Annotated in this window: 16 protein-coding genes; 11 read left to right on the forward strand and 5 right to left on the reverse strand. The window is 58.0% G+C overall.

The window, feature by feature from the left end; translation table 11 throughout:
- Nucleotides 1-16 precede the first annotated feature (16 nt).
- From AB6V08_RS15660 to ruvB, 4 genes are all read left to right on the forward strand, one after another.
- Nucleotides 17-757, forward strand: coding sequence for a YebC/PmpR family DNA-binding transcriptional regulator (locus tag AB6V08_RS15660; RefSeq protein ID WP_047345933.1), 741 nt, complete (start codon nucleotides 17-19; stop codon nucleotides 755-757).
- A gap of 34 nt (nucleotides 758-791) precedes the next feature.
- Nucleotides 792-1313: a crossover junction endodeoxyribonuclease RuvC gene (ruvC, locus tag AB6V08_RS15665; RefSeq protein WP_006176048.1), complete on the forward strand. Its 522-nt coding sequence runs from the start codon at nucleotides 792-794 to the stop codon at nucleotides 1311-1313.
- Between the two features lie 203 nt (nucleotides 1314-1516).
- Nucleotides 1517-2128, forward strand: a complete 612-nt coding sequence (gene ruvA, locus AB6V08_RS15670; RefSeq protein ID WP_368543752.1) for a Holliday junction branch migration protein RuvA — start codon at nucleotides 1517-1519, stop codon at nucleotides 2126-2128.
- Nucleotides 2129-2136: 8 nt separating this feature from the next.
- Entirely contained in the window at nucleotides 2137-3147 is a 1011-nt protein-coding gene (gene ruvB / locus AB6V08_RS15675; protein WP_023312235.1) for a Holliday junction branch migration DNA helicase RuvB, read from the forward strand.
- Nucleotides 3148-3206: 59 nt separating this feature from the next.
- Here ruvB and znuB read toward each other — a convergent pair whose 3' ends face one another.
- Together znuB and znuC are read right to left on the reverse strand one after the other, a co-directional pair.
- Nucleotides 3207-3992, reverse strand: coding sequence for a zinc ABC transporter permease subunit ZnuB (gene znuB / locus AB6V08_RS15680; RefSeq protein ID WP_368543753.1), 786 nt, complete (start codon nucleotides 3990-3992; stop codon nucleotides 3207-3209).
- Nucleotides 3989-4744 (reverse strand): zinc ABC transporter ATP-binding protein ZnuC, encoded by a 756-nt coding sequence (gene znuC, locus AB6V08_RS15685; protein WP_368543754.1) that lies wholly within the window; start codon nucleotides 4742-4744, stop codon nucleotides 3989-3991. Before znuC ends, znuB begins: the two co-directional genes overlap by 4 nt.
- 77 nt (nucleotides 4745-4821) lie before the next feature.
- Here znuC and znuA point away from each other — a divergent pair, with 77 nt between their 5' ends.
- The 3 genes from znuA (at nucleotide 4822) to lpxM (ending at nucleotide 8192) form a co-directional block, all read left to right on the forward strand.
- The gene (znuA, locus tag AB6V08_RS15690) at nucleotides 4822-5766 is read left to right on the forward strand and encodes a zinc ABC transporter substrate-binding protein ZnuA (protein ID WP_368543821.1); all 945 of its coding nucleotides are present in this window, start codon (nucleotides 4822-4824) and stop codon (nucleotides 5764-5766) included.
- Between the two features lie 15 nt (nucleotides 5767-5781).
- Entirely contained in the window at nucleotides 5782-7101 is a 1320-nt protein-coding gene (gene mepM / locus AB6V08_RS15695) for a murein DD-endopeptidase MepM (RefSeq protein WP_368543755.1), read from the forward strand.
- 119 nt (nucleotides 7102-7220) lie between these two features.
- Nucleotides 7221-8192, forward strand: coding sequence for a lauroyl-Kdo(2)-lipid IV(A) myristoyltransferase (gene lpxM / locus AB6V08_RS15700; RefSeq protein ID WP_368543756.1), 972 nt, complete (start codon nucleotides 7221-7223; stop codon nucleotides 8190-8192).
- Between the two features lie 45 nt (nucleotides 8193-8237).
- On the opposite strand, the gene pyk is transcribed toward lpxM, so the two are convergent.
- On the reverse strand, nucleotides 8238-9680 hold the full coding sequence (gene pyk / locus AB6V08_RS15705; RefSeq protein ID WP_368543758.1) for a pyruvate kinase: 1443 nt from the start codon (nucleotides 9678-9680) through the stop codon (nucleotides 8238-8240).
- Nucleotides 9681-9794: 114 nt separating this feature from the next.
- Nucleotides 9795-10664: a MurR/RpiR family transcriptional regulator gene (locus AB6V08_RS15710; protein ID WP_368543822.1), complete on the reverse strand. Its 870-nt coding sequence runs from the start codon at nucleotides 10662-10664 to the stop codon at nucleotides 9795-9797.
- 355 nt (nucleotides 10665-11019) lie between these two features.
- Here AB6V08_RS15710 and zwf point away from each other — a divergent pair, with 355 nt between their 5' ends.
- The 3 genes from zwf to kdgA all read left to right on the forward strand — a co-directional run bounded on the left by zwf (nucleotide 11020) and on the right by kdgA (nucleotide 15220).
- On the forward strand, nucleotides 11020-12495 hold the full coding sequence (gene zwf / locus AB6V08_RS15715) for a glucose-6-phosphate dehydrogenase (RefSeq protein WP_368543759.1): 1476 nt from the start codon (nucleotides 11020-11022) through the stop codon (nucleotides 12493-12495).
- A gap of 233 nt (nucleotides 12496-12728) precedes the next feature.
- The gene (edd, locus tag AB6V08_RS15720; RefSeq protein WP_368543760.1) at nucleotides 12729-14540 is read left to right on the forward strand and encodes a phosphogluconate dehydratase; all 1812 of its coding nucleotides are present in this window, start codon (nucleotides 12729-12731) and stop codon (nucleotides 14538-14540) included.
- A 38-nt stretch (nucleotides 14541-14578) separates the two neighbouring features.
- A complete protein-coding gene (gene kdgA, locus AB6V08_RS15725) occupies nucleotides 14579-15220 on the forward strand; it encodes a bifunctional 4-hydroxy-2-oxoglutarate aldolase/2-dehydro-3-deoxy-phosphogluconate aldolase (protein WP_368543761.1) in 642 nt (213 codons plus the stop codon).
- 50 nt (nucleotides 15221-15270) lie between these two features.
- On the opposite strand, the gene purT is transcribed toward kdgA, so the two are convergent.
- Nucleotides 15271-16449 (reverse strand): formate-dependent phosphoribosylglycinamide formyltransferase, encoded by a 1179-nt coding sequence (gene purT, locus AB6V08_RS15730; protein WP_368543762.1) that lies wholly within the window; start codon nucleotides 16447-16449, stop codon nucleotides 15271-15273.
- Nucleotides 16450-16620: 171 nt separating this feature from the next.
- Here purT and AB6V08_RS15735 point away from each other — a divergent pair, with 171 nt between their 5' ends.
- Entirely contained in the window at nucleotides 16621-17271 is a 651-nt protein-coding gene (locus AB6V08_RS15735; RefSeq protein WP_368543763.1) for a tellurite resistance TerB family protein, read from the forward strand.
- Nucleotides 17272-17309 lie beyond the last annotated feature (38 nt).

The raw sequence follows: 17309 nt of genomic DNA on the forward strand, positions 1-17309 counted from the left end.
TTCTGAGGATATTTCTATGGCAGGTCATAGTAAGTGGGCCAACACCAAACACCGTAAAGCGGCACAGGATGCCAAGCGCGGTAAGATCTTTACTAAAATCATTCGTGAGCTGGTCACGGCTGCGCGTCTGGGCGGCGGCGATCCGGCTTCTAACCCGCGTCTGCGCGCGGCGGTAGATAAAGCGCTGTCCAACAACATGACGCGTGACACCCTGAACCGTGCAATCGCACGCGGCGTGGGCGGTGATGAAGACGCGAACATGGAAACCATCATTTATGAAGGTTACGGCCCTGGCGGTACTGCGGTCATGGTTGAATGTCTGTCTGACAACCGTAACCGTACCGTTGCCGAAGTGCGCCACGCGTTCACCAAAACCGGCGGCAACCTGGGGACTGACGGCTCCGTAGCCTACCTGTTCAGCAAAAAAGGCGTGATCTCCTTCGAGAAAGGCGACGAAGACGTGATCATGGAAGCCGCGCTGGAAGCGGGTGCGGAAGACGTTGTGACCTTCGACGATGGTGCTATCGACGTGTACACCGCGTGGGAAGAGATGGGTGCCGTGCGCGACGCGCTGGAAGCGGCGGGTCTGAAAGCGGACAACGCTGAAGTCTCCATGATCCCATCCACCAAAGCGGACATGGATGCCGAAACGGCACCGAAACTGCTGCGTCTGATCGACATGCTCGAAGACTGCGACGACGTGCAGGAAGTTTATCACAACGGTGAAATCTCTGATGAGGTTGCAGCGACTCTCTGATGAGAGCGTATAAACCGTTTACGGGAGAAGCGTGATGTCGATTATCCTCGGGATTGACCCCGGCTCACGCATCACCGGCTATGGCGTCATCCGTCAGGTTGGACGCCAGTTAACCTACCTCGGCAGTGGCTGTATCCGCACGAAGGTGGACGATCTGCCGTCGCGCCTGAAGCTCATATATGCAGGCGTGTCGGAGATCATCACCCAGTTTCAGCCTGACTATTTCGCCATCGAGCAGGTCTTTATGGCGAAAAACGCGGACTCCGCGCTGAAGCTTGGTCAGGCGCGCGGCGTGGCGATTGTGGCAGCGGTAAACCAGGATCTGCCCGTGTTCGAATACGCGGCAAGACAGGTGAAACAGACGGTGGTCGGGATTGGCAGCGCGGAGAAAAGCCAGGTGCAGCACATGGTGCGTACGCTGTTAAAGCTCCCCGCAAACCCCCAGGCCGATGCCGCCGATGCGCTGGCCATCGCCATCACCCACTGTCACGTCAGCCAGAACGCGATGCAGATGAGCGAGTCGCGTCTTAATCTGGCGCGAGGCAGGTTACGATAATAAGAAATCAGGCTGGATAAACATCCAGCCTTTTTTTATTATACCCGTCATAATTCAAGTTGCATGTGCGTTGGCTGCACTCGCTCACCCAGTCACTTACTGGTGTAAGCTCCTGGGATTCACTCCCTTGCCGCCTTCCTGAAACTCGAATTATTTAGGGTATATGTCGACAGCAAAAATTTCCCAGAACGCAGGAGCGTCACGTGATAGGCAGACTCAGAGGCATCATCATTGAAAAACAACCCCCGTTAGTGCTGCTGGAAGTCGGCGGCGTGGGCTATGAAGTCCACATGCCGATGACCTGCTTCTACGAGCTGCCGGACGCGGGTAAAGAAGCGATTGTCTTTACGCAGTTTGTTGTCCGTGAAGATGCCCAGCTGCTGTACGGCTTCAACAACAAGCAGGAGCGGACGCTGTTCAGGGAGCTGATCAAAACCAACGGCGTTGGCCCGAAGCTGGCGCTGGCGATCCTCTCCGGCATGAACGCGCAGCAGTTTGTGAATGCCGTTGAACGTGAAGATCCTGCCGCGCTGATTAAGCTTCCGGGCATCGGCAAGAAAACGGCAGAGCGCCTGATTGTCGAAATGAAAGACCGCTTCAAAGGGCTGCATGGCGATCTGTTTACTCCGGCTGCCGACCTGGTGTTGACCTCTCCGGGCGCGCCTGCGTCCGATGACGCCGAGCAGGAAGCGGTTGCTGCGCTGGTGGCTCTGGGCTATAAACCTCAGGAAGCCAGCCGTATGGTAAGCAAAATTGCCAAACCGGACGCCAGCAGTGAAACCCTGATTCGTGAAGCGCTCCGCGCCGCATTGTGAGGTAAAGGATGATTGAAGCAGACCGCCTGGTTTCGGCAGGCACTATTCAGGCAGATGATGTGGTGGATCGCGCGATCCGCCCGAAGCTGCTTGACGAGTATATCGGCCAGCCGCAGGTTCGTTCCCAGATGGAAATTTTCATCCAGGCGGCAAAGCTGCGCGGTGATGCGCTCGATCACCTGCTGATTTTTGGCCCGCCGGGCCTGGGTAAAACCACCCTGGCAAACATTGTCGCCAACGAAATGGGCGTCAACCTGCGCACCACCTCCGGCCCGGTGCTGGAGAAGGCGGGCGACCTGGCGGCGATGCTCACCAACCTTGAGCCCCACGACGTGCTGTTTATCGATGAGATCCACCGCCTCTCTCCGGTGGTGGAAGAGGTGCTCTATCCGGCGATGGAAGACTACCAGCTGGATATCATGATCGGTGAAGGGCCAGCGGCGCGCTCCATCAAAATCGACCTGCCGCCGTTTACCCTGATTGGCGCGACAACCCGCGCCGGGTCGTTAACGTCACCGCTGCGCGACCGTTTCGGCATTGTTCAGCGCCTGGAGTTTTATCAGGTGGCGGATCTCCAGCATATCGTCGGGCGCAGCGCGCGCTATATGGGGCTGGAGATGAGCGAAGAGGGGGCGTTTGAAGTGGCGAAGCGCTCTCGCGGTACGCCGCGTATTGCCAACCGCCTACTGCGCCGCGTGCGTGATTTCGCGGAGGTGAAGCACGATGGCTCCATCTCGGCAGAGATTGCCGCTCAGGCGCTGGATATGCTTAACGTCGATGCGGAAGGCTTTGACTATATGGACCGCAAGCTGCTGCTGGCGGTGCTGGACAAGTTCTTCGGCGGCCCTGTCGGGCTGGATAACCTGGCGGCGGCTATTGGGGAAGAGCGAGAAACTATCGAGGATGTGCTGGAGCCGTATCTCATCCAGCAGGGCTTCCTGCAGCGCACGCCGCGCGGTCGCATGGCGACGGTGCGGGCGTGGAATCACTTCGGCATTACGCCTCCGGCAATGCCGTAATGCTTAATTCCCTCTCCCTGTGGGAGAGGGTCAGGGTGAGGGCATCAGCGCCCTCGATGTCAACTTGCCGTCTTCTTCATCATGCTGAGAATAAACATCAGCGCCGCGCACAGCACCACCGACGGCCCCGCGGGCGTGTCGTAAAACGCCGAGAAGGTTAGTCCGCCCGTCACCGCAATCATGCCGATAATCACCGCCACACCCGCCATCTGCTCCGGCGTGCGGGCAAAGCGGCGCGCGGTGGCAGCCGGAATAATCAGCAGCGAAGTGATAATCAGCGCCCCGACAAACTTCATCGCCACGCCGATGGTCAGCGCCGTGACCAGCATCAGCAGCAGCTTCACGCGCTGGAGCTTCACGCCGTCAACAAACGCCAGATCCGGGCTGACGGTCATGGCGAGCAGGTTACGCCACTGCCAGAGCAGAATAGCCAGCACCACCACCACGCCAATGGCGATAGAGATCAGATCTTCCGGCGTTACCGCCAGCAAATCGCCAAACAGATAGGCCATCAGGTCGACGCGGATGTTCGACATCAGGCTCACCACCACCAGGCCAAGCGACAGCGCGCTGTGCGCCATAATGCCGAGCAGGGTATCGATAGCGAGGTGAGGGCGCTTTTCCAGCCAGACCAGCCCGGCGGCGAGCAACAGGGTAACGACGATCACCGCGTAAAACGGATTCACGTTCAGCAGCAGGCCAAAGGCCACGCCCAGCAGAGAGGCGTGAGCCAGGGTGTCGCCGAAATAGGACATTCTGCGCCACACCACAAACGAGCCAAGCGGGCCCGCGGCGCAGGCAAGCATAATCCCGGCCAGCCAGCCGGGCAGTAACAGTTCAATCATGAGCGTCCATTTCCCCGGCGCAGGACAATTCGTCCCTGTAAATCGTGGCGATGATTATGATGGTGGCGATAAATGCCAAGCTGTTCGGCGCCGCGTTGGCCGAACATAGAGATAAATTCCGGATGCATCGACACCACTTCCGGCGTGCCGGAGCAGCAGATGTGGTGGTTAAGGCACAGCACCTCGTCGGTTTTTGCCATGACCAGATGCAGGTCGTGGGAAACCATTAGCACCGCGCAGTTGAGCTCGTGGCGCAGCTGATCGATCAAATCGTACAGCGCCACCTGACCGTTGACGTCGACGCCCTGGGTTGGCTCGTCGAGCACCAGCAGCTGCGGGCTGCTCAGCAGCGCGCGAGCCAGCAGCACGCGCTGGGTTTCGCCGCCAGAGAGCTTTTGCAGCGGCGCATCAACCAGATGTCCGGCCTGGACGCGCTTCAGCGCGGGCAGAATATCGGCCTTGCGCGTGCCGGGACGCAGGCGCAGGAAGCGGCTCACCGTCAGCGGCAGCGTGGCGTCGAGGTGTAATTTTTGAGGCACATAGCCGATACGCAGCTTGTCGTCACGTTTGATCACCCCTTCATCAGGTGCTACCAGGCCGAGAACCACGCGCACCAGGGTGGATTTACCCGCACCGTTAGGGCCGAGCAGCGTCAGAATTTTGCCGGGTTTGAGTTCCAGGGACACGTCAGAGAGGACGCGGCGCTGGCCAAAAGAGACCGAGATATTTTCGAGAGTAACCAAAGTCGTCATGTCAATTTAAGCTTGCAGAAGTCATCGAATGTTATAATATCACATTCACCGAACTTATTACGATGATTAGTCGCATTATGTTACATAAAAATACGCTTCTTTTCGCAGCATTATCCGCTGCCCTTTGGGGTACAACAGCACAAGATGTTAACGCCGCCGTTGTCGCTTCGCTTAAACCGCTTGGATTCATCGCATCAGCCATCGCTGATGGGGTCACTGAAACGCAAGTTTTGCTCCCTGATGGTGCATCCGAGCACGATTACTCCCTGCGCCCGTCCGACGTAAAACGCTTACAAAACGCGGACTTAGTCGTGTGGATTGGCCCGGAAATGGAAGCCTTCATGCAGAAGTCGGCGAAACAGGTTCCGGCGCAGAAGCAGGTGACCATTGCCGAGCTTTCCGGCGTGAAACCGTTGCTCATGAAAGGGGCTGACGACGACGGTGACGAACATGACCATGGAAGCAGCGAAGCTGAAAAAGGTGACGACCATCACCATCACGGCGAGTACAACATGCATCTTTGGTTGTCCCCAGAGATAGCGCGGCTTTCGGCGGTTGCAATCCACGACAAATTAGTGGAACTTATGCCGCAAAGTCGAGCCAAACTAGACGCCAACCTGAAGGATTTTGAGGCTTCCTTAGCCGCAACCGACAAGCAGGTGGGTAACGAGCTCGCACCGCTGAAAGGAAAAGGGTATTTCGTTTTTCATGACGCCTACGGCTACTACGAAAAACACTACGGTCTGACCCCGCTGGGTCACTTCACCGTCAACCCGGAAATTCAGCCTGGTGCGCAGCGTTTACATGAAATCAGAACACAGTTGGTTGAGCAGAAAGCGACGTGCGTTTTTGCTGAGCCACAGTTCAGGCCAGCGGTCGTAGAAGCCGTGGCCAGGGGAACATCCGTGCGCATGGGAACCCTTGACCCGCTAGGTACGAATATCCAGTTGAGCAAAGCGAGCTATTCGCAGTTCCTCAGCCAACTGGCGAATCAGTATGCGAGCTGCCTGAAAGGAGATTAACGAGGAAGTGAATACGTGCAACAGATAGCCCGCTCTGTCGCTCTGGCATTTAACAATCTGCCTCGACCCCATCGCGTTATGCTGGGGTCTCTTACAGTTCTCACCTTAGCGGTCGCCGTCTGGCGGCCCTATGTTTACCACCCGAGTTCTGCCCCAATCATCAAAACCATCGAGCTTGAGAAAAGCGAGATCCGTTCGTTATTGCCTGAGGCCAGCGAGCCAATCGATCAGGCTGCCCAGGAAGACGAAGCCATCCCTCAGGATGAGCTGGACGACAAAACGCAAAACGAAGCAGGGATCCACGAATACGTGGTGTCGACGGGCGATACCCTGAGCAGCGTGCTGAACCAGTACGGCATCGATATGGGTGATATCAGCCAGCTTGCCGCATCGGATAAAGACCTCCGCAATCTTAAAATCGGCCAGCAGCTCTCCTGGACATTAACCGCCGACGGTGATTTGCAGCGTCTGACGTGGGAAATGTCCCGCCGTGAAACCCGCACCTACGACCGCACTGCAAACGGTTTCAAAATGAGCAGTGAAATGCAGCAGGGCGACTGGGTCAACAGCGTGCTGAAAGGCACGGTGGGCGGAAGCTTTGTCTCCGCCGCGCGCGATGCGGGGCTCACCAGCGCAGAAATTAGCTCGGTTATCAAAGCGATGCAGTGGCAGATGGACTTCCGTAAGCTGAAAAAAGGCGACGAGTTCTCCGTGCTGATGTCCCGCGAAATGCTGGACGGCAAGCGCGAACAGAGCCAGCTTCTCGGCGTTCGCCTGCGCTCTGACGGCAAAGACTATTACGCAATCCGCGCCGAAGACGGCAAGTTCTACGACCGTAACGGCACGGGCCTGGCGAAAGGCTTCCTGCGCTTCCCGACGGCGAAGCAGTTCCGCGTTTCATCCAACTTTAATCCGCGCCGTCTGAACCCGGTGACCGGTCGCGTTGCGCCGCACCGCGGCGTGGACTTCGCCATGCCGCAGGGTACGCCTGTGCTGGCGGTCGGTGACGGTGAAGTGGTGATGGCGAAACGCAGCGGGGCAGCAGGCTACTACGTTGCCGTGCGCCACGGCCGCACCTACACCACCCGTTACATGCACCTGCGCAAGCTGCTGGTGCAGCCGGGTCAGAAAGTGAAACGCGGCGACCGTATTGCGCTCTCCGGCAATACCGGGCGTTCAACCGGCCCGCACCTGCACTATGAAGTGTGGATCAACCAGCAGGCGGTCAACCCGCTGACGGCGAAACTGCCGCGCACCGAAGGCCTGACCGGGAAAGATCGTACTGACTACCTGGCGCAGGTAAAAGAAGTGATGCCGCAGCTGCGCTTCGACTAATGTCCTGTTAATCAACAAGCCGGCGCCCCTGTGCGCCGGCTTTTTCTTTTGTGCCAGAGCGCCAGCCTCGCTACACTATCGGCATTATTCTTTTTTCGCGTCACTTTCCTGGAACCAGCATGGAAACAAAAAAAAATAACAGTGAGTACATTCCTGAGTTTGAGCCGTCGTTTCGCCACCCGCGCAACTGGGGCGCCTGGCTGGGCGTTTATGCCTTTGCCGGTATCGCGCTGCTGCCTGCTTCCGTGCGCGACCCTATTCTCGGCAAGATAGGCCGTCTGGCCGGACGCATGGGCAAAAGCGCCCGCCGTCGTGCGCAAATTAACCTCTATTACTGTTTCCCGGAAAAAAGCGACGCCGAGCGTGAAGCGATCATTGACGCCATGTACACCACCGCGCCGCAGGCCATGGCGATGATGGCGGAGCTGGCGCTGCGCGGGCCGGAAAAGCTGCTCGACCGCGTGGACTGGAAAGGGCTGGAAATCATTGAAGAGATGCGTCGCAACGACGAGAAAGTGATCTTCCTGGTGCCGCACGGCTGGGGCGTAGATATCCCGGCGATGCTGATGGCCTCACAGGGGCAAAAAATGGCGGCGATGTTCCACAATCAGGGCAATAAAATCTTTGATTACGTGTGGAATACCGTTCGCCGTCGCTTTGGCGGCCGCCTCCACGCGCGCAATGACGGCATCAAGCCCTTTATTCAGTCCGTGCGCCAGGGTTACTGGGGCTATTATCTGCCGGACCAGGATCATGGCCCGGAGCACAGCGAGTTTGTGGATTTCTTCGCGACCTACAAAGCCACGCTGCCCGCGATTGGCCGCCTGATGAAGGTCTGTCGCGCGCGCGTTATCCCGCTGTTTCCGGTCTACGACGGCAAAACGCATCGCCTGAGCATTGAAGTGCGCCCGCCGATGGACGACCTGCTGACCGCAGACGACAACACCATCGCCCGCCGAATGAACGAAGAGGTGGAGCTGCTGGTGGGGCCGCATACGGAGCAGTACACCTGGATCCTCAAGCTGCTTAAAACGCGCAAGCCCGGCGAAAAAGAGCCGTACAAACGCAAAGAGCTTTTCCCGAAGAAATAAAAAAAGCCCTCTCTTAACGGAGAGGGCTTTTTCACACTGCGCGGATTACTCGACGGTCATCACGCGCGTGGTGTTGGTCGAGCCGATGGTGCTCATTACGTCACCCTGGGTCACGATAACGATATCGCCAGACACCAGGTAGCCTTTGTCGCGCAGCAGGTTCACGGCATCGTTCGCGGCGGCAACGCCGTCGCTGTTGCTGTCGAAGTAAACCGGCGTTACGCCGCGGTACAGCGCGGTCAGGTTCAGCGTGCGCTCGTGGCGGGACATCGCGAAGATTGGCAGACCAGAGCTGATACGGGACGTCATCAGCGCGGTACGGCCTGACTCGGTCATGGTGATGATCGCCGTCACGCCTTTCAGGTGGTTAGCGGCGTACATTGCCGACATCGCAATCGCTTCTTCCACGTTGTCGAACTGCACGTCCAGACGGTGTTTAGACACGTTGATGCTTGGGATCTTCTCCGCGCCCAGGCAAACGCGCGCCATTGCCGCCACGGTTTCCGCCGGGTACTGGCCTGCGGCGGTTTCCGCAGACAGCATTACCGCATCGGTACCATCCAGCACGGCGTTTGCCACGTCCATCACTTCCGCACGGGTTGGCATTGGGTTAGTGATCATCGATTCCATCATCTGCGTGGCGGTGATCACCGCGCGGTTCAGCTGACGCGCGCGACGGATCAGCGCTTTCTGGATCCCGACAAGTTCCGGATCGCCGATTTCAACACCCAGGTCGCCACGGGCTACCATCACCACGTCCGACGCCAGGATAACGTCGTCCATCGCATCCTGATCGCAAACCGCTTCGGCACGTTCAACCTTGGCAACGATTTTCGCGTCGCAGCCTGCGTCACGCGCCAGACGGCGGGCGTAGTTCAGATCTTCACCGCAGCGCGGGAAGGAGACGGCCAGGTAATCGACGCCAATCTGCGCCGCGGTGACGATGTCGGCTTTGTCTTTTTCGGTCAGCGCTTCCGCTGAGAGGCCGCCGCCGAGCTTGTTGATGCCTTTGTTGTTAGAGAGCGGGCCGCCGACGGTGACTTCGGTGAAGACCTTCATCCCCTGGACTTCGAGCACTTTCAGCTGAACGCGACCGTCGTCGAGCAGCAGGATGTCGCCGGTCACCACGTCAGCAGGCAGACCTTTGTAGTCGATACCCACTTTCTCTTTATCGCCTTCACCTTTGCTCAGGTTGGCATCGAGCAGGAACTTGTCGCCAACGTTGAGGAACACTTTGCCTTCTTTAAAGGTCGATACGCGGATTTTAGGCCCCTGAAGGTCGCCGAGGATAGCCACGTGGCGACCCAGTTTTGCCGCGATCTCACGGACCTTGTCTGCACGTAATTTATGGTCTTCTGGCGTACCGTGAGAGAAGTTCATACGCACCACGTTGGCGCCTGCGGCGATAATTTTTTCGAGGTTATTATCGCGATCGGTAGCCGGGCCTAAGGTGGTTACGATCTTGGTTCTGCGAAGCCTTCTGGACATGTAATACTCCGTTGACTGAAACAACTTTGGTGTTGCGTGAAGATAGAATCGGACTTCATCAAGGGCAAGGCCGAAGAGAGAGGACCGAATGCCGTAAATCGAACATCGTAGTTATTAGGGAACATCGCTCTTTATAAGCAATTCTTTATCAAAACGCGATTCCTTGAGCGCTTCCTTGACCCGCTTCAAGTTATCTCTGAATTTTGCGCCGCGCCGCAGGGTAAAGCCGGTCGCCAGCACGTCAATCACCGTAAGCTGCGCCAGGCGCGACACCATCGGCATATACATGTCGGTGTCTTCCGGCACGTCGAGGGTGATGGCAAGCGTCGCTTCTCTGGCCAGCGGCGTGCCGGCGGTAGTGAGCGCAATCACCATTGCGTCGTTTTCCCGCGCCAGCTGTGCCAGCTCAACCTGGCTTTTCGTTCGCCCGGTGTGGGAGATGAGCACCACAACATCGCCTTCGCTACAGTTCATACAGCTCATGCGTTGCAGGACAATGTCATCGGAGTAAATCACCGGAACGTTGAAGCGGAAAAATTTGTTCATGGCGTCGTGGGCGACCGCCGCGGACGACCCCAGGCCGAAGAAGGCAATCTTTTTGGCCTGAGTGAGTAAATCCACCGCGCGGTTAACCGACGTCATATCCAGCGACTGACGCACGTGGTCGAGCGTGGCCATCGCGGATTCAAAAATTTTGGCGGTATAGGCATCAACGCTGTCGTCTTCATCCACATTGCGATTAACATACGGCGTGCCGTTTGCCAGACTTTGTGCCAGATGCAGTTTAAAATCGGGGAAGCCGCGGGTTTCCAGGCTTCTGCAGAATCGGTTCACGGTCGGTTCGCTGACACCCGACTCCTGCGCCAGCGCAGCGATGCTCGAATGAATTGCCTGAGCGGGCGAGGCGAGAATAACTTCAGCCACTTTTCGCTCGGATTTGCTAAGGTGTTCCAGTTGAAACTGGATTTTTTCCAGCATGTTCATTGTTAACAAGGCGCTCATGGGGGAAACGATTTCACCGAGAGATGAAATCCTGATTCGATTTAGCCGATATTACCCCTCGGGTCTCTCTAAAGGGTAATGTACGACAAGAAATGTTGTTGTTTTTTTTCATTACTTGATCGCTGTCGGGTTTTGCAGTGACCCGGGCGTACAAAGATTCAACGGTTCTGATGCAGTTTGCGAATCATAAGCCGTAAGCAGGCGAAAAATCACGGTTTCGCACGCTACGTTAAGCGCTAATGGTTTCGGGAATGACGTAAAAGCAGTACAGTGCATTGTAATAAAATTACAACGATACCTGGCAGAAGTACCAGGTTATCCAACTGAGGAGAATGACATGGCGGTAACGCAAACAGCCCAGGCATGTGACCTGGTCATTTTCGGCGCGAAAGGCGATCTTGCACGCCGTAAATTGCTGCCTTCCCTGTATCAACTGGAGAAAGCGGGCCAGCTTCATCCGGATACCCGTATCCTGGGTGTTGGGCGCGCCGACTGGGACAAGGACGCTTATACCAAAGTCGTGCGTGAAGCGCTCGAAACTTTCATGAAAGAGAAGATCGATGAAAGTTTGTGGGACACGCTGAGCGGACGCCTCGATTTCTGCAACCTGGACGTGAACGACGTTAGCGCGTTTACCCGTCTGGGTGAGATGTTAGACCAAAAAAATCGCGTCACCATTAACTACTTCGCCATGCCGCCAAGCACCTTCGGCGCCATCTGCAAAGGGCTGGGCGAAGCGAAGCTGAACGCGAAGCCTGCGCGCGTGGTCATGGAAAAACCGCTGGGCACTTCACTCGCCACCTCCCGCGAAATCAACGATCGGGTGGGTGAGTACTTCGAAGAGTGCCAGGTGTACCGTATCGACCACTATCTCGGTAAAGAGACCGTGCTGAACCTGCTGGCGCTGCGCTTTGCCAACTCCCTGTTTGTGAACAACTGGGATAACCGCACTATCGACCACGTGGAAATTACCGTGGCGGAAGAGGTGGGCATTGAGGGCCGCTGGGGTTACTTCGACCAGGCCGGCCAGATGCGCGATATGATCCAGAACCACCTGCTGCAAATCCTGTGCATGATCGCCATGTCACCGCCGTCGGACCTGACCGCCGACAGCATCCGCGACGAAAAGGTAAAAGTGCTGAAGTCCCTGCGTCGTATCGATCGCTCAAATGTGCGTGAAAAAACCGTGCGCGGTCAGTACACCTCCGGTTTTGCGCAGGGTAAAAAAGTCCCTGGCTACCTGGAAGAAGAGGGCGCGAACAAGTCCAGCAACACCGAGACCTTCGTGGCAATCCGCGTGGATATCGATAACTGGCGCTGGGCCGGCGTGCCGTTCTACCTGCGTACCGGTAAGCGTCTGCCAACCAAGTGTTCAGAAGTGGTGGTGTACTTCAAAAATCCAGAGCTAAACCTGTTCAAAGAGTCCTGGCAGGAGCTGCCGCAGAACAAGCTGACCATTCGTCTGCAGCCGGACGAGGGCGTGGATATCCAGATCCTCAACAAAGTGCCGGGTCTGGATCACAAGCACAACCTGCAAACCACCAAGCTTGACCTGAGCTACTCCGAAACCTTCAACGAAACGCACCTGGCCGATGCCTACGAGCGTCTGCTGCTGGAAACCATGCGCGGTATCCAGGCGCTGTTCGTGCGTCGCGACGAAGTGGAAGAGGCGTGGAAATGGGTCGACTCCATCACCGAAGCCTGGGCTGCCGATCAGGATGCGCCAAAACCGTATCAGGCGGGCACGTGGGGACCTGTCGCATCGGTTGCGATGATCACCCGCGATGGCCGCTCCTGGAACGAGTTTGAGTAAGATTATCCTGTAACCCGGAGGTGTTATTTTACCGGTAACATGATCTGGCACAGACAGTGACATTATTTTCTTAATTTAAGCTCCGTGTGGATTCACCCACGGAGCTTTTTTTATTACACTGCCGGAAGTGATTTTGCCCCTGAGCTCCGGACACCAAGCGTTTCAGCGTTGTTAACGACTGCCGTACACTTTGTAAACTCCCGAGCCCGGACAGATAAATTTGAGGAGCTTTTATGAATCCGACATTGTTACGCGTAACACAGCGCATCATCGAGCGCTCGAAAGAGACCCGTACCGCCTACCTCGCCCGTATCGAACAGGCCAAAAGCGACACCGTTCACCGTTCCCAGCTTGCGTGCGGAAACCTGGCCCACGGTTTTGCCGCCTGCCAGCCTGATGACAAAGCCTCGCTGAAAAGCATGTTGCGTAACAATATCGCGATCATCACCTCCTACAACGACATGCTCTCCGCCCACCAGCCGTACGAGCACTACCCGGAAATCATCCGTAAAGCGCTGCACAAAGCCAACGCCGTAGGGCAGGTGGCGGGTGGCGTACCGGCCATGTGCGACGGGGTGACGCAGGGTCAGGACGGGATGGAACTTTCCCTTCTGAGCCGCGAAGTGATTGCCATGTCTGCGGCGGTTGGTTTGTCCCACAACATGTTCGACGGCGCGCTGTACCTGGGCGTGTGCGACAAGATTGTCCCGGGCCTGGTGATGGCGGCGCTCTCCTTCGGGCATCTGCCTGCGATCTTCGTGCCGTCTGGCCCGATGGCAAGCGGCCTGCCGAACAAAGAGAAAGTGCGTATCCGCCAGCTGTATGCCGAAGGCAAGGCTGACCGTCAGGCGCTGCTGGAAGCCGAAGCGGCCTCTTACCATGCGCCGGGCACCTGCACCTTCTACGGCACCGCCAACACCAACCAGATGGTGGTGGAATTTATGGGGATGCAGCTGCCGGGCTCTTCCTTCATTCAGCCGGACGCACCGTTGCGCCAGGCGTTGACCGAAGCGGCCGCTCGCCAGGTGACCCGTCTCACCGGTAACGGCAACGAGTGGATGCCGATGGGCAAAATGGTTGACGAAAAAGTGATCGTCAACGGCATCGTTGCGCTGCTGGCGACCGGGGGTTCAACCAACCACACCATGCACCTGGTGGCGATGGCGCGCGCGGCGGGCATTCTGATCAACTGGGATGATTTCTCCGATATCTCGTCCGTGGTGCCGCTGATGGCGCGCCTGTATCCGAACGGCCCGGCAGACATCAACCACTTCCAGGCGGCGGGCGGCGTTCCGGTGCTGATGCGCGAACTGCTTAAAGGCGGTCTGCTGCATGAAGACGTCAACACCGTGGCGGGCTTTGGCCTGCAGCGCTACACCCTGGAGCCGTGGCTGAACAACGGCGAGCTGGACTGGCGCGACGGCGCGGCAGGCTCTCTGGATCCGCAGGTTATCGCCACCATTGAGCAGCCATTCTCCCACCACGGCGGCACCAAAGTGCTGAGCGGCAACTTAGGACGCGCGGTAATGAAAACCTCCGCGGTGCCGGAAGAGAACCAGGTTATCGAGGCGCCGGCGGTGGTCTTCGAAAGCCAGCACGACGTATTACCGGCCTTCGACGCGGGTCTGCTCGATAAGGATTGCGTGGTTGTGGTTCGTCATCAGGGGCCAAAAGCGAACGGAATGCCAGAATTACATAAACTTATGCCGCCGCTTGGTGTATTATTGGACCGCCGTTTCAAAATTGCGTTGGTTACGGATGGACGACTCTCCGGCGCATCAGGTAAAGTGCCTTCTGCCATCCACGTCACCCCGGAAGCCTACGACGGTGGACTGCTGGCGAAAGTACGCGATGGCGACATGATTCGCGTTAACGGCCAGACAGGTGAGTTAACCCTGCTGGTGGATGAGGCCGAACTTGCTGCCCGTCAGCCACATATTCCTGACCTGCGCGCGTCCCGTGTCGGCACCGGGCGCGAAATGTTCAGCGCGCTGCGCGAAAAGCTCTCCGGCGCGGAGCAGGGCGCGACCTGTATTACGTTTTAAGACGAACTGAATTATCGATCTGGCGAGAGAAAACTCTGATGAAAAACTGGAAAACAAGTGCAGAAGCAATCCTGAAAACTGGCCCTGTCGTGCCGGTGATCGTAGTGAACAAGCTGGAACACGCTGTGCCAATGGCGAAAGCGCTGGTTGCCGGCGGCGTTCGCGTTCTGGAAGTGACCCTGCGCACCGCATGTGCAATGGACGCTATCCGCGCCATCGCTAAAGAAGTGCCTGAAGCGATTATCGGTGCGGGCACCGTACTGAACCCACAGCAGCTGGCAGAAGTGACCGAAGCGGGCGCACAGTTCGCCATCAGCCCTGGCCTTACTGAGCCTCTGCTGAAAGCGGCAACCGAAGGGACTATCCCGCTGATCCCGGGTATCAGCACCGTATCTGAACTGATGCTGGGTCTGGACTACGGTCTGAAAGAGTTCAAATTCTTCCCGGCCGAAGCCAACGGCGGCACCAAAGCGCTGCAGGCGATTGCGGGTCCCTTCTCTCAGGTACGTTTCTGCCCAACCGGCGGGATCTCTCCGGCGAACTACCGTGACTACCTGGCACTGAAAAGCGTGCTGTGCATCGGCGGTTCATGGCTGGTTCCGGCGGATGCGCTGGAAGCGGGCGACTGGGATCGCATCACTAAGCTGGCTCGCGAAGCGGTTGAAGGCGCGAAGCAGTAAGCTTTTTGCCTCAGGGCAATATGAAAAACGGGCCGAATGGCCCGTTTTTTTTATCCTGCGACCTTAACCGCCGCGGCCGCGCTTTTGGCTCTCGCCACGGCCTCATCGATGTCGTTCCCGGTTGCCAGCGCCACGCCAAGGCGACGCGTGCCGTCAATCTCCGGCTTACCGAACAGGCGCACCTGCAACCCGGCGCCAACCGCCCCCTGGACGTTGTCGAACGTCACGTTCTGGCTGGTCAGCTGCGGGAGGATCACCGCCGATGCCGCCGGGCCGTACTGGCGGATCCCGCCCACCGGCAGGCCGAGGAAGGCGCGAACGTGCAGGGCGAACTCGGAGAGATCCTGAGAAATCAGCGTCACCATTCCGGTGTCGTGCGGGCGAGGGGAGACTTCGCTGAACACCACCTCGTCGCCGCAGACAAACAGCTCAACCCCAAACAGGCCGTAGCCGCCCAGCGCCAGCACAACCTTGCGGGCAATCTCCTGCGCGCGCTCCAGCGCCAGGGCGCTCATCTGCTGCGGCTGCCAGGATTCACGGTAATCACCGTCTTCCTGACGATGCCCGATGGCGTCGCAGAAATGCACGCCGTCGACGGCGCTGACGGTCAGCAGAGTAATTTCGAAGTCAAACTTCACCACGCCTTCCACGATGACGCGGCCCGCGCCCGCGCGACCGCCCTGCTGGGCATAGTCCCAGGCGCTGTCGAGCGTGGCGGCGTCGCGAATAAAGCTCTGGCCTTTGCCGGAGGAGCTCATCACCGGCTTAATGATGCACGGGTAGCCAATCTCCTCCACGGCGCGAAGAAAGGCCTCTTTGCTGTCGGCGAAACGGTAGCTTGACGTCGGGAGCGCCAGCTCTTCCGCCGCCAGACGGCGAATGCCTTCGCGGTTCATGGTGAGCTTCGCGGCGCGGGCGCACGGCACAACCTGCTGGCCTTCCTGCTCAAGGGCAACCAGCGTATCGGTGGCGATGGCTTCGATTTCAGGCACCACGAAATCCGGTTTTTCTTGTGCGATCAGCGCGCGCAGGGCGTCGCCGTCCAGCATGTTAATGACGTGCGCGCGATGGGCAACGTGCATGGCCGGGGCATCCGGATAGCGGTCAACCGCAATCGTCTCCACGCCCAAACGCTGGCACTCAATGGCAACCTCTTTCCCCAGCTCCCCCGAGCCCAGCAGCATTACGCGAGTGGCTGCCGGACGCAGCGCAGTTCCTAAACGAGTCATAACAATCCCCCTGAAAAAGTTGCGCGCAGTATAAACGAAAACGTTTGCGTCTGTCTTGTCTGCGCCAGGACGAGGAGGGTAAGAATTTGCGCTTCTTTAGCACGAACAGACATTTCCTGACGCCCGCTCGCTTAGTCTGAGAGGCATATCCACGGTTAAGTGAGGAAAATCATGTCAGGCTGGCTGAATCAATTGCAATCCATGTTAGGTCAAAAAGGGGCGTCTTCCGGCGAGCAGGGGCTCGGCAAGCTGCTGGTGCCGGGGGCGCTGGGCGGGCTGGCGGGTCTGCTGGTCGCCAATAAATCCTCGCGCAAGCTGCTCGCCAAATACGGTACGGGCGCGCTGCTGGCCGGCGGTGGCGCGATTGCCGGGACGGTGCTGTGGAACAAATACAAGGATAAGGTTCGCGCCGCGCATCAGGATGAGCCGCACTACGGCGAACACACCTCGCCGATGGACATCCGCACCGAGCGGCTGATCCTCGCCCTGGTTTTTGCGGCAAAAAGCGATGGTCATATTGACGACAAAGAGCGCTCGGCGATTGAGCACCAGCTCCAGGAGGCGGGCGTTGAGGAGCAGGGGAGAGCGCTGGTGGCGCAGGCCATCGAACAGCCGCTCGACCCGCAGCGCCTGGCGCAGAGCGTGAAAAACGAAGAGGAGGCGCTGGAGCTCTATTTCCTGAGCTGCGCCGCGGTGGATATCGATCACTTTATGGAGCGCAGCTATCTGAATGCGCTGGGCGACGCGCTTAACATTCCGCAGGAGGTGCGGGAAGGCATTGAGCAGGACATAAAGCAGCAAAAACAGGCGCTAAAGGGGTAATGATTCTGAATGGTGGCCATGTTTCGCTTGCATCATGC

It is taken from the genome of Enterobacter soli (assembly GCF_964208575.1).
Taxonomy (GTDB): Bacteria; Pseudomonadota; Gammaproteobacteria; order Enterobacterales; family Enterobacteriaceae; genus Enterobacter; species Enterobacter soli_A.

Excerpts from the sequence above, each read along its gene's own strand:
- zwf (WP_368543759.1), top strand. The coding sequence starts at position 11,020 with ATGGCGGTAACGCAAACAGCCCAGGCATGTGACCTGGTCATTTTCGGC.
- pyk (WP_368543758.1), bottom strand. The coding sequence starts at position 9,680 with ATGTCCAGAAGGCTTCGCAGAACCAAGATCGTAACCACCTTAGGCCCG.
- kdgA (WP_368543761.1), top strand. The coding sequence starts at position 14,579 with ATGAAAAACTGGAAAACAAGTGCAGAAGCAATCCTGAAAACTGGCCCT.
- znuB (WP_368543753.1), bottom strand. The coding sequence starts at position 3,992 with ATGATTGAACTGTTACTGCCCGGCTGGCTGGCCGGGATTATGCTTGCC.
- AB6V08_RS15660 (WP_047345933.1), top strand. The coding sequence starts at position 17 with ATGGCAGGTCATAGTAAGTGGGCCAACACCAAACACCGTAAAGCGGCA.
- znuA (WP_368543821.1), top strand. The coding sequence starts at position 4,822 with ATGTTACATAAAAATACGCTTCTTTTCGCAGCATTATCCGCTGCCCTT.
- lpxM (WP_368543756.1), top strand. The coding sequence starts at position 7,221 with ATGGAAACAAAAAAAAATAACAGTGAGTACATTCCTGAGTTTGAGCCG.
- ruvC (WP_006176048.1), top strand. The coding sequence starts at position 792 with ATGTCGATTATCCTCGGGATTGACCCCGGCTCACGCATCACCGGCTAT.
- znuC (WP_368543754.1), bottom strand. The coding sequence starts at position 4,744 with ATGACGACTTTGGTTACTCTCGAAAATATCTCGGTCTCTTTTGGCCAG.
- purT (WP_368543762.1), bottom strand. The coding sequence starts at position 16,449 with ATGACTCGTTTAGGAACTGCGCTGCGTCCGGCAGCCACTCGCGTAATG.
- ruvB (WP_023312235.1), top strand. The coding sequence starts at position 2,137 with ATGATTGAAGCAGACCGCCTGGTTTCGGCAGGCACTATTCAGGCAGAT.
- AB6V08_RS15735 (WP_368543763.1), top strand. The coding sequence starts at position 16,621 with ATGTCAGGCTGGCTGAATCAATTGCAATCCATGTTAGGTCAAAAAGGG.
- edd (WP_368543760.1), top strand. The coding sequence starts at position 12,729 with ATGAATCCGACATTGTTACGCGTAACACAGCGCATCATCGAGCGCTCG.
- AB6V08_RS15710 (WP_368543822.1), bottom strand. The coding sequence starts at position 10,664 with ATGAACATGCTGGAAAAAATCCAGTTTCAACTGGAACACCTTAGCAAA.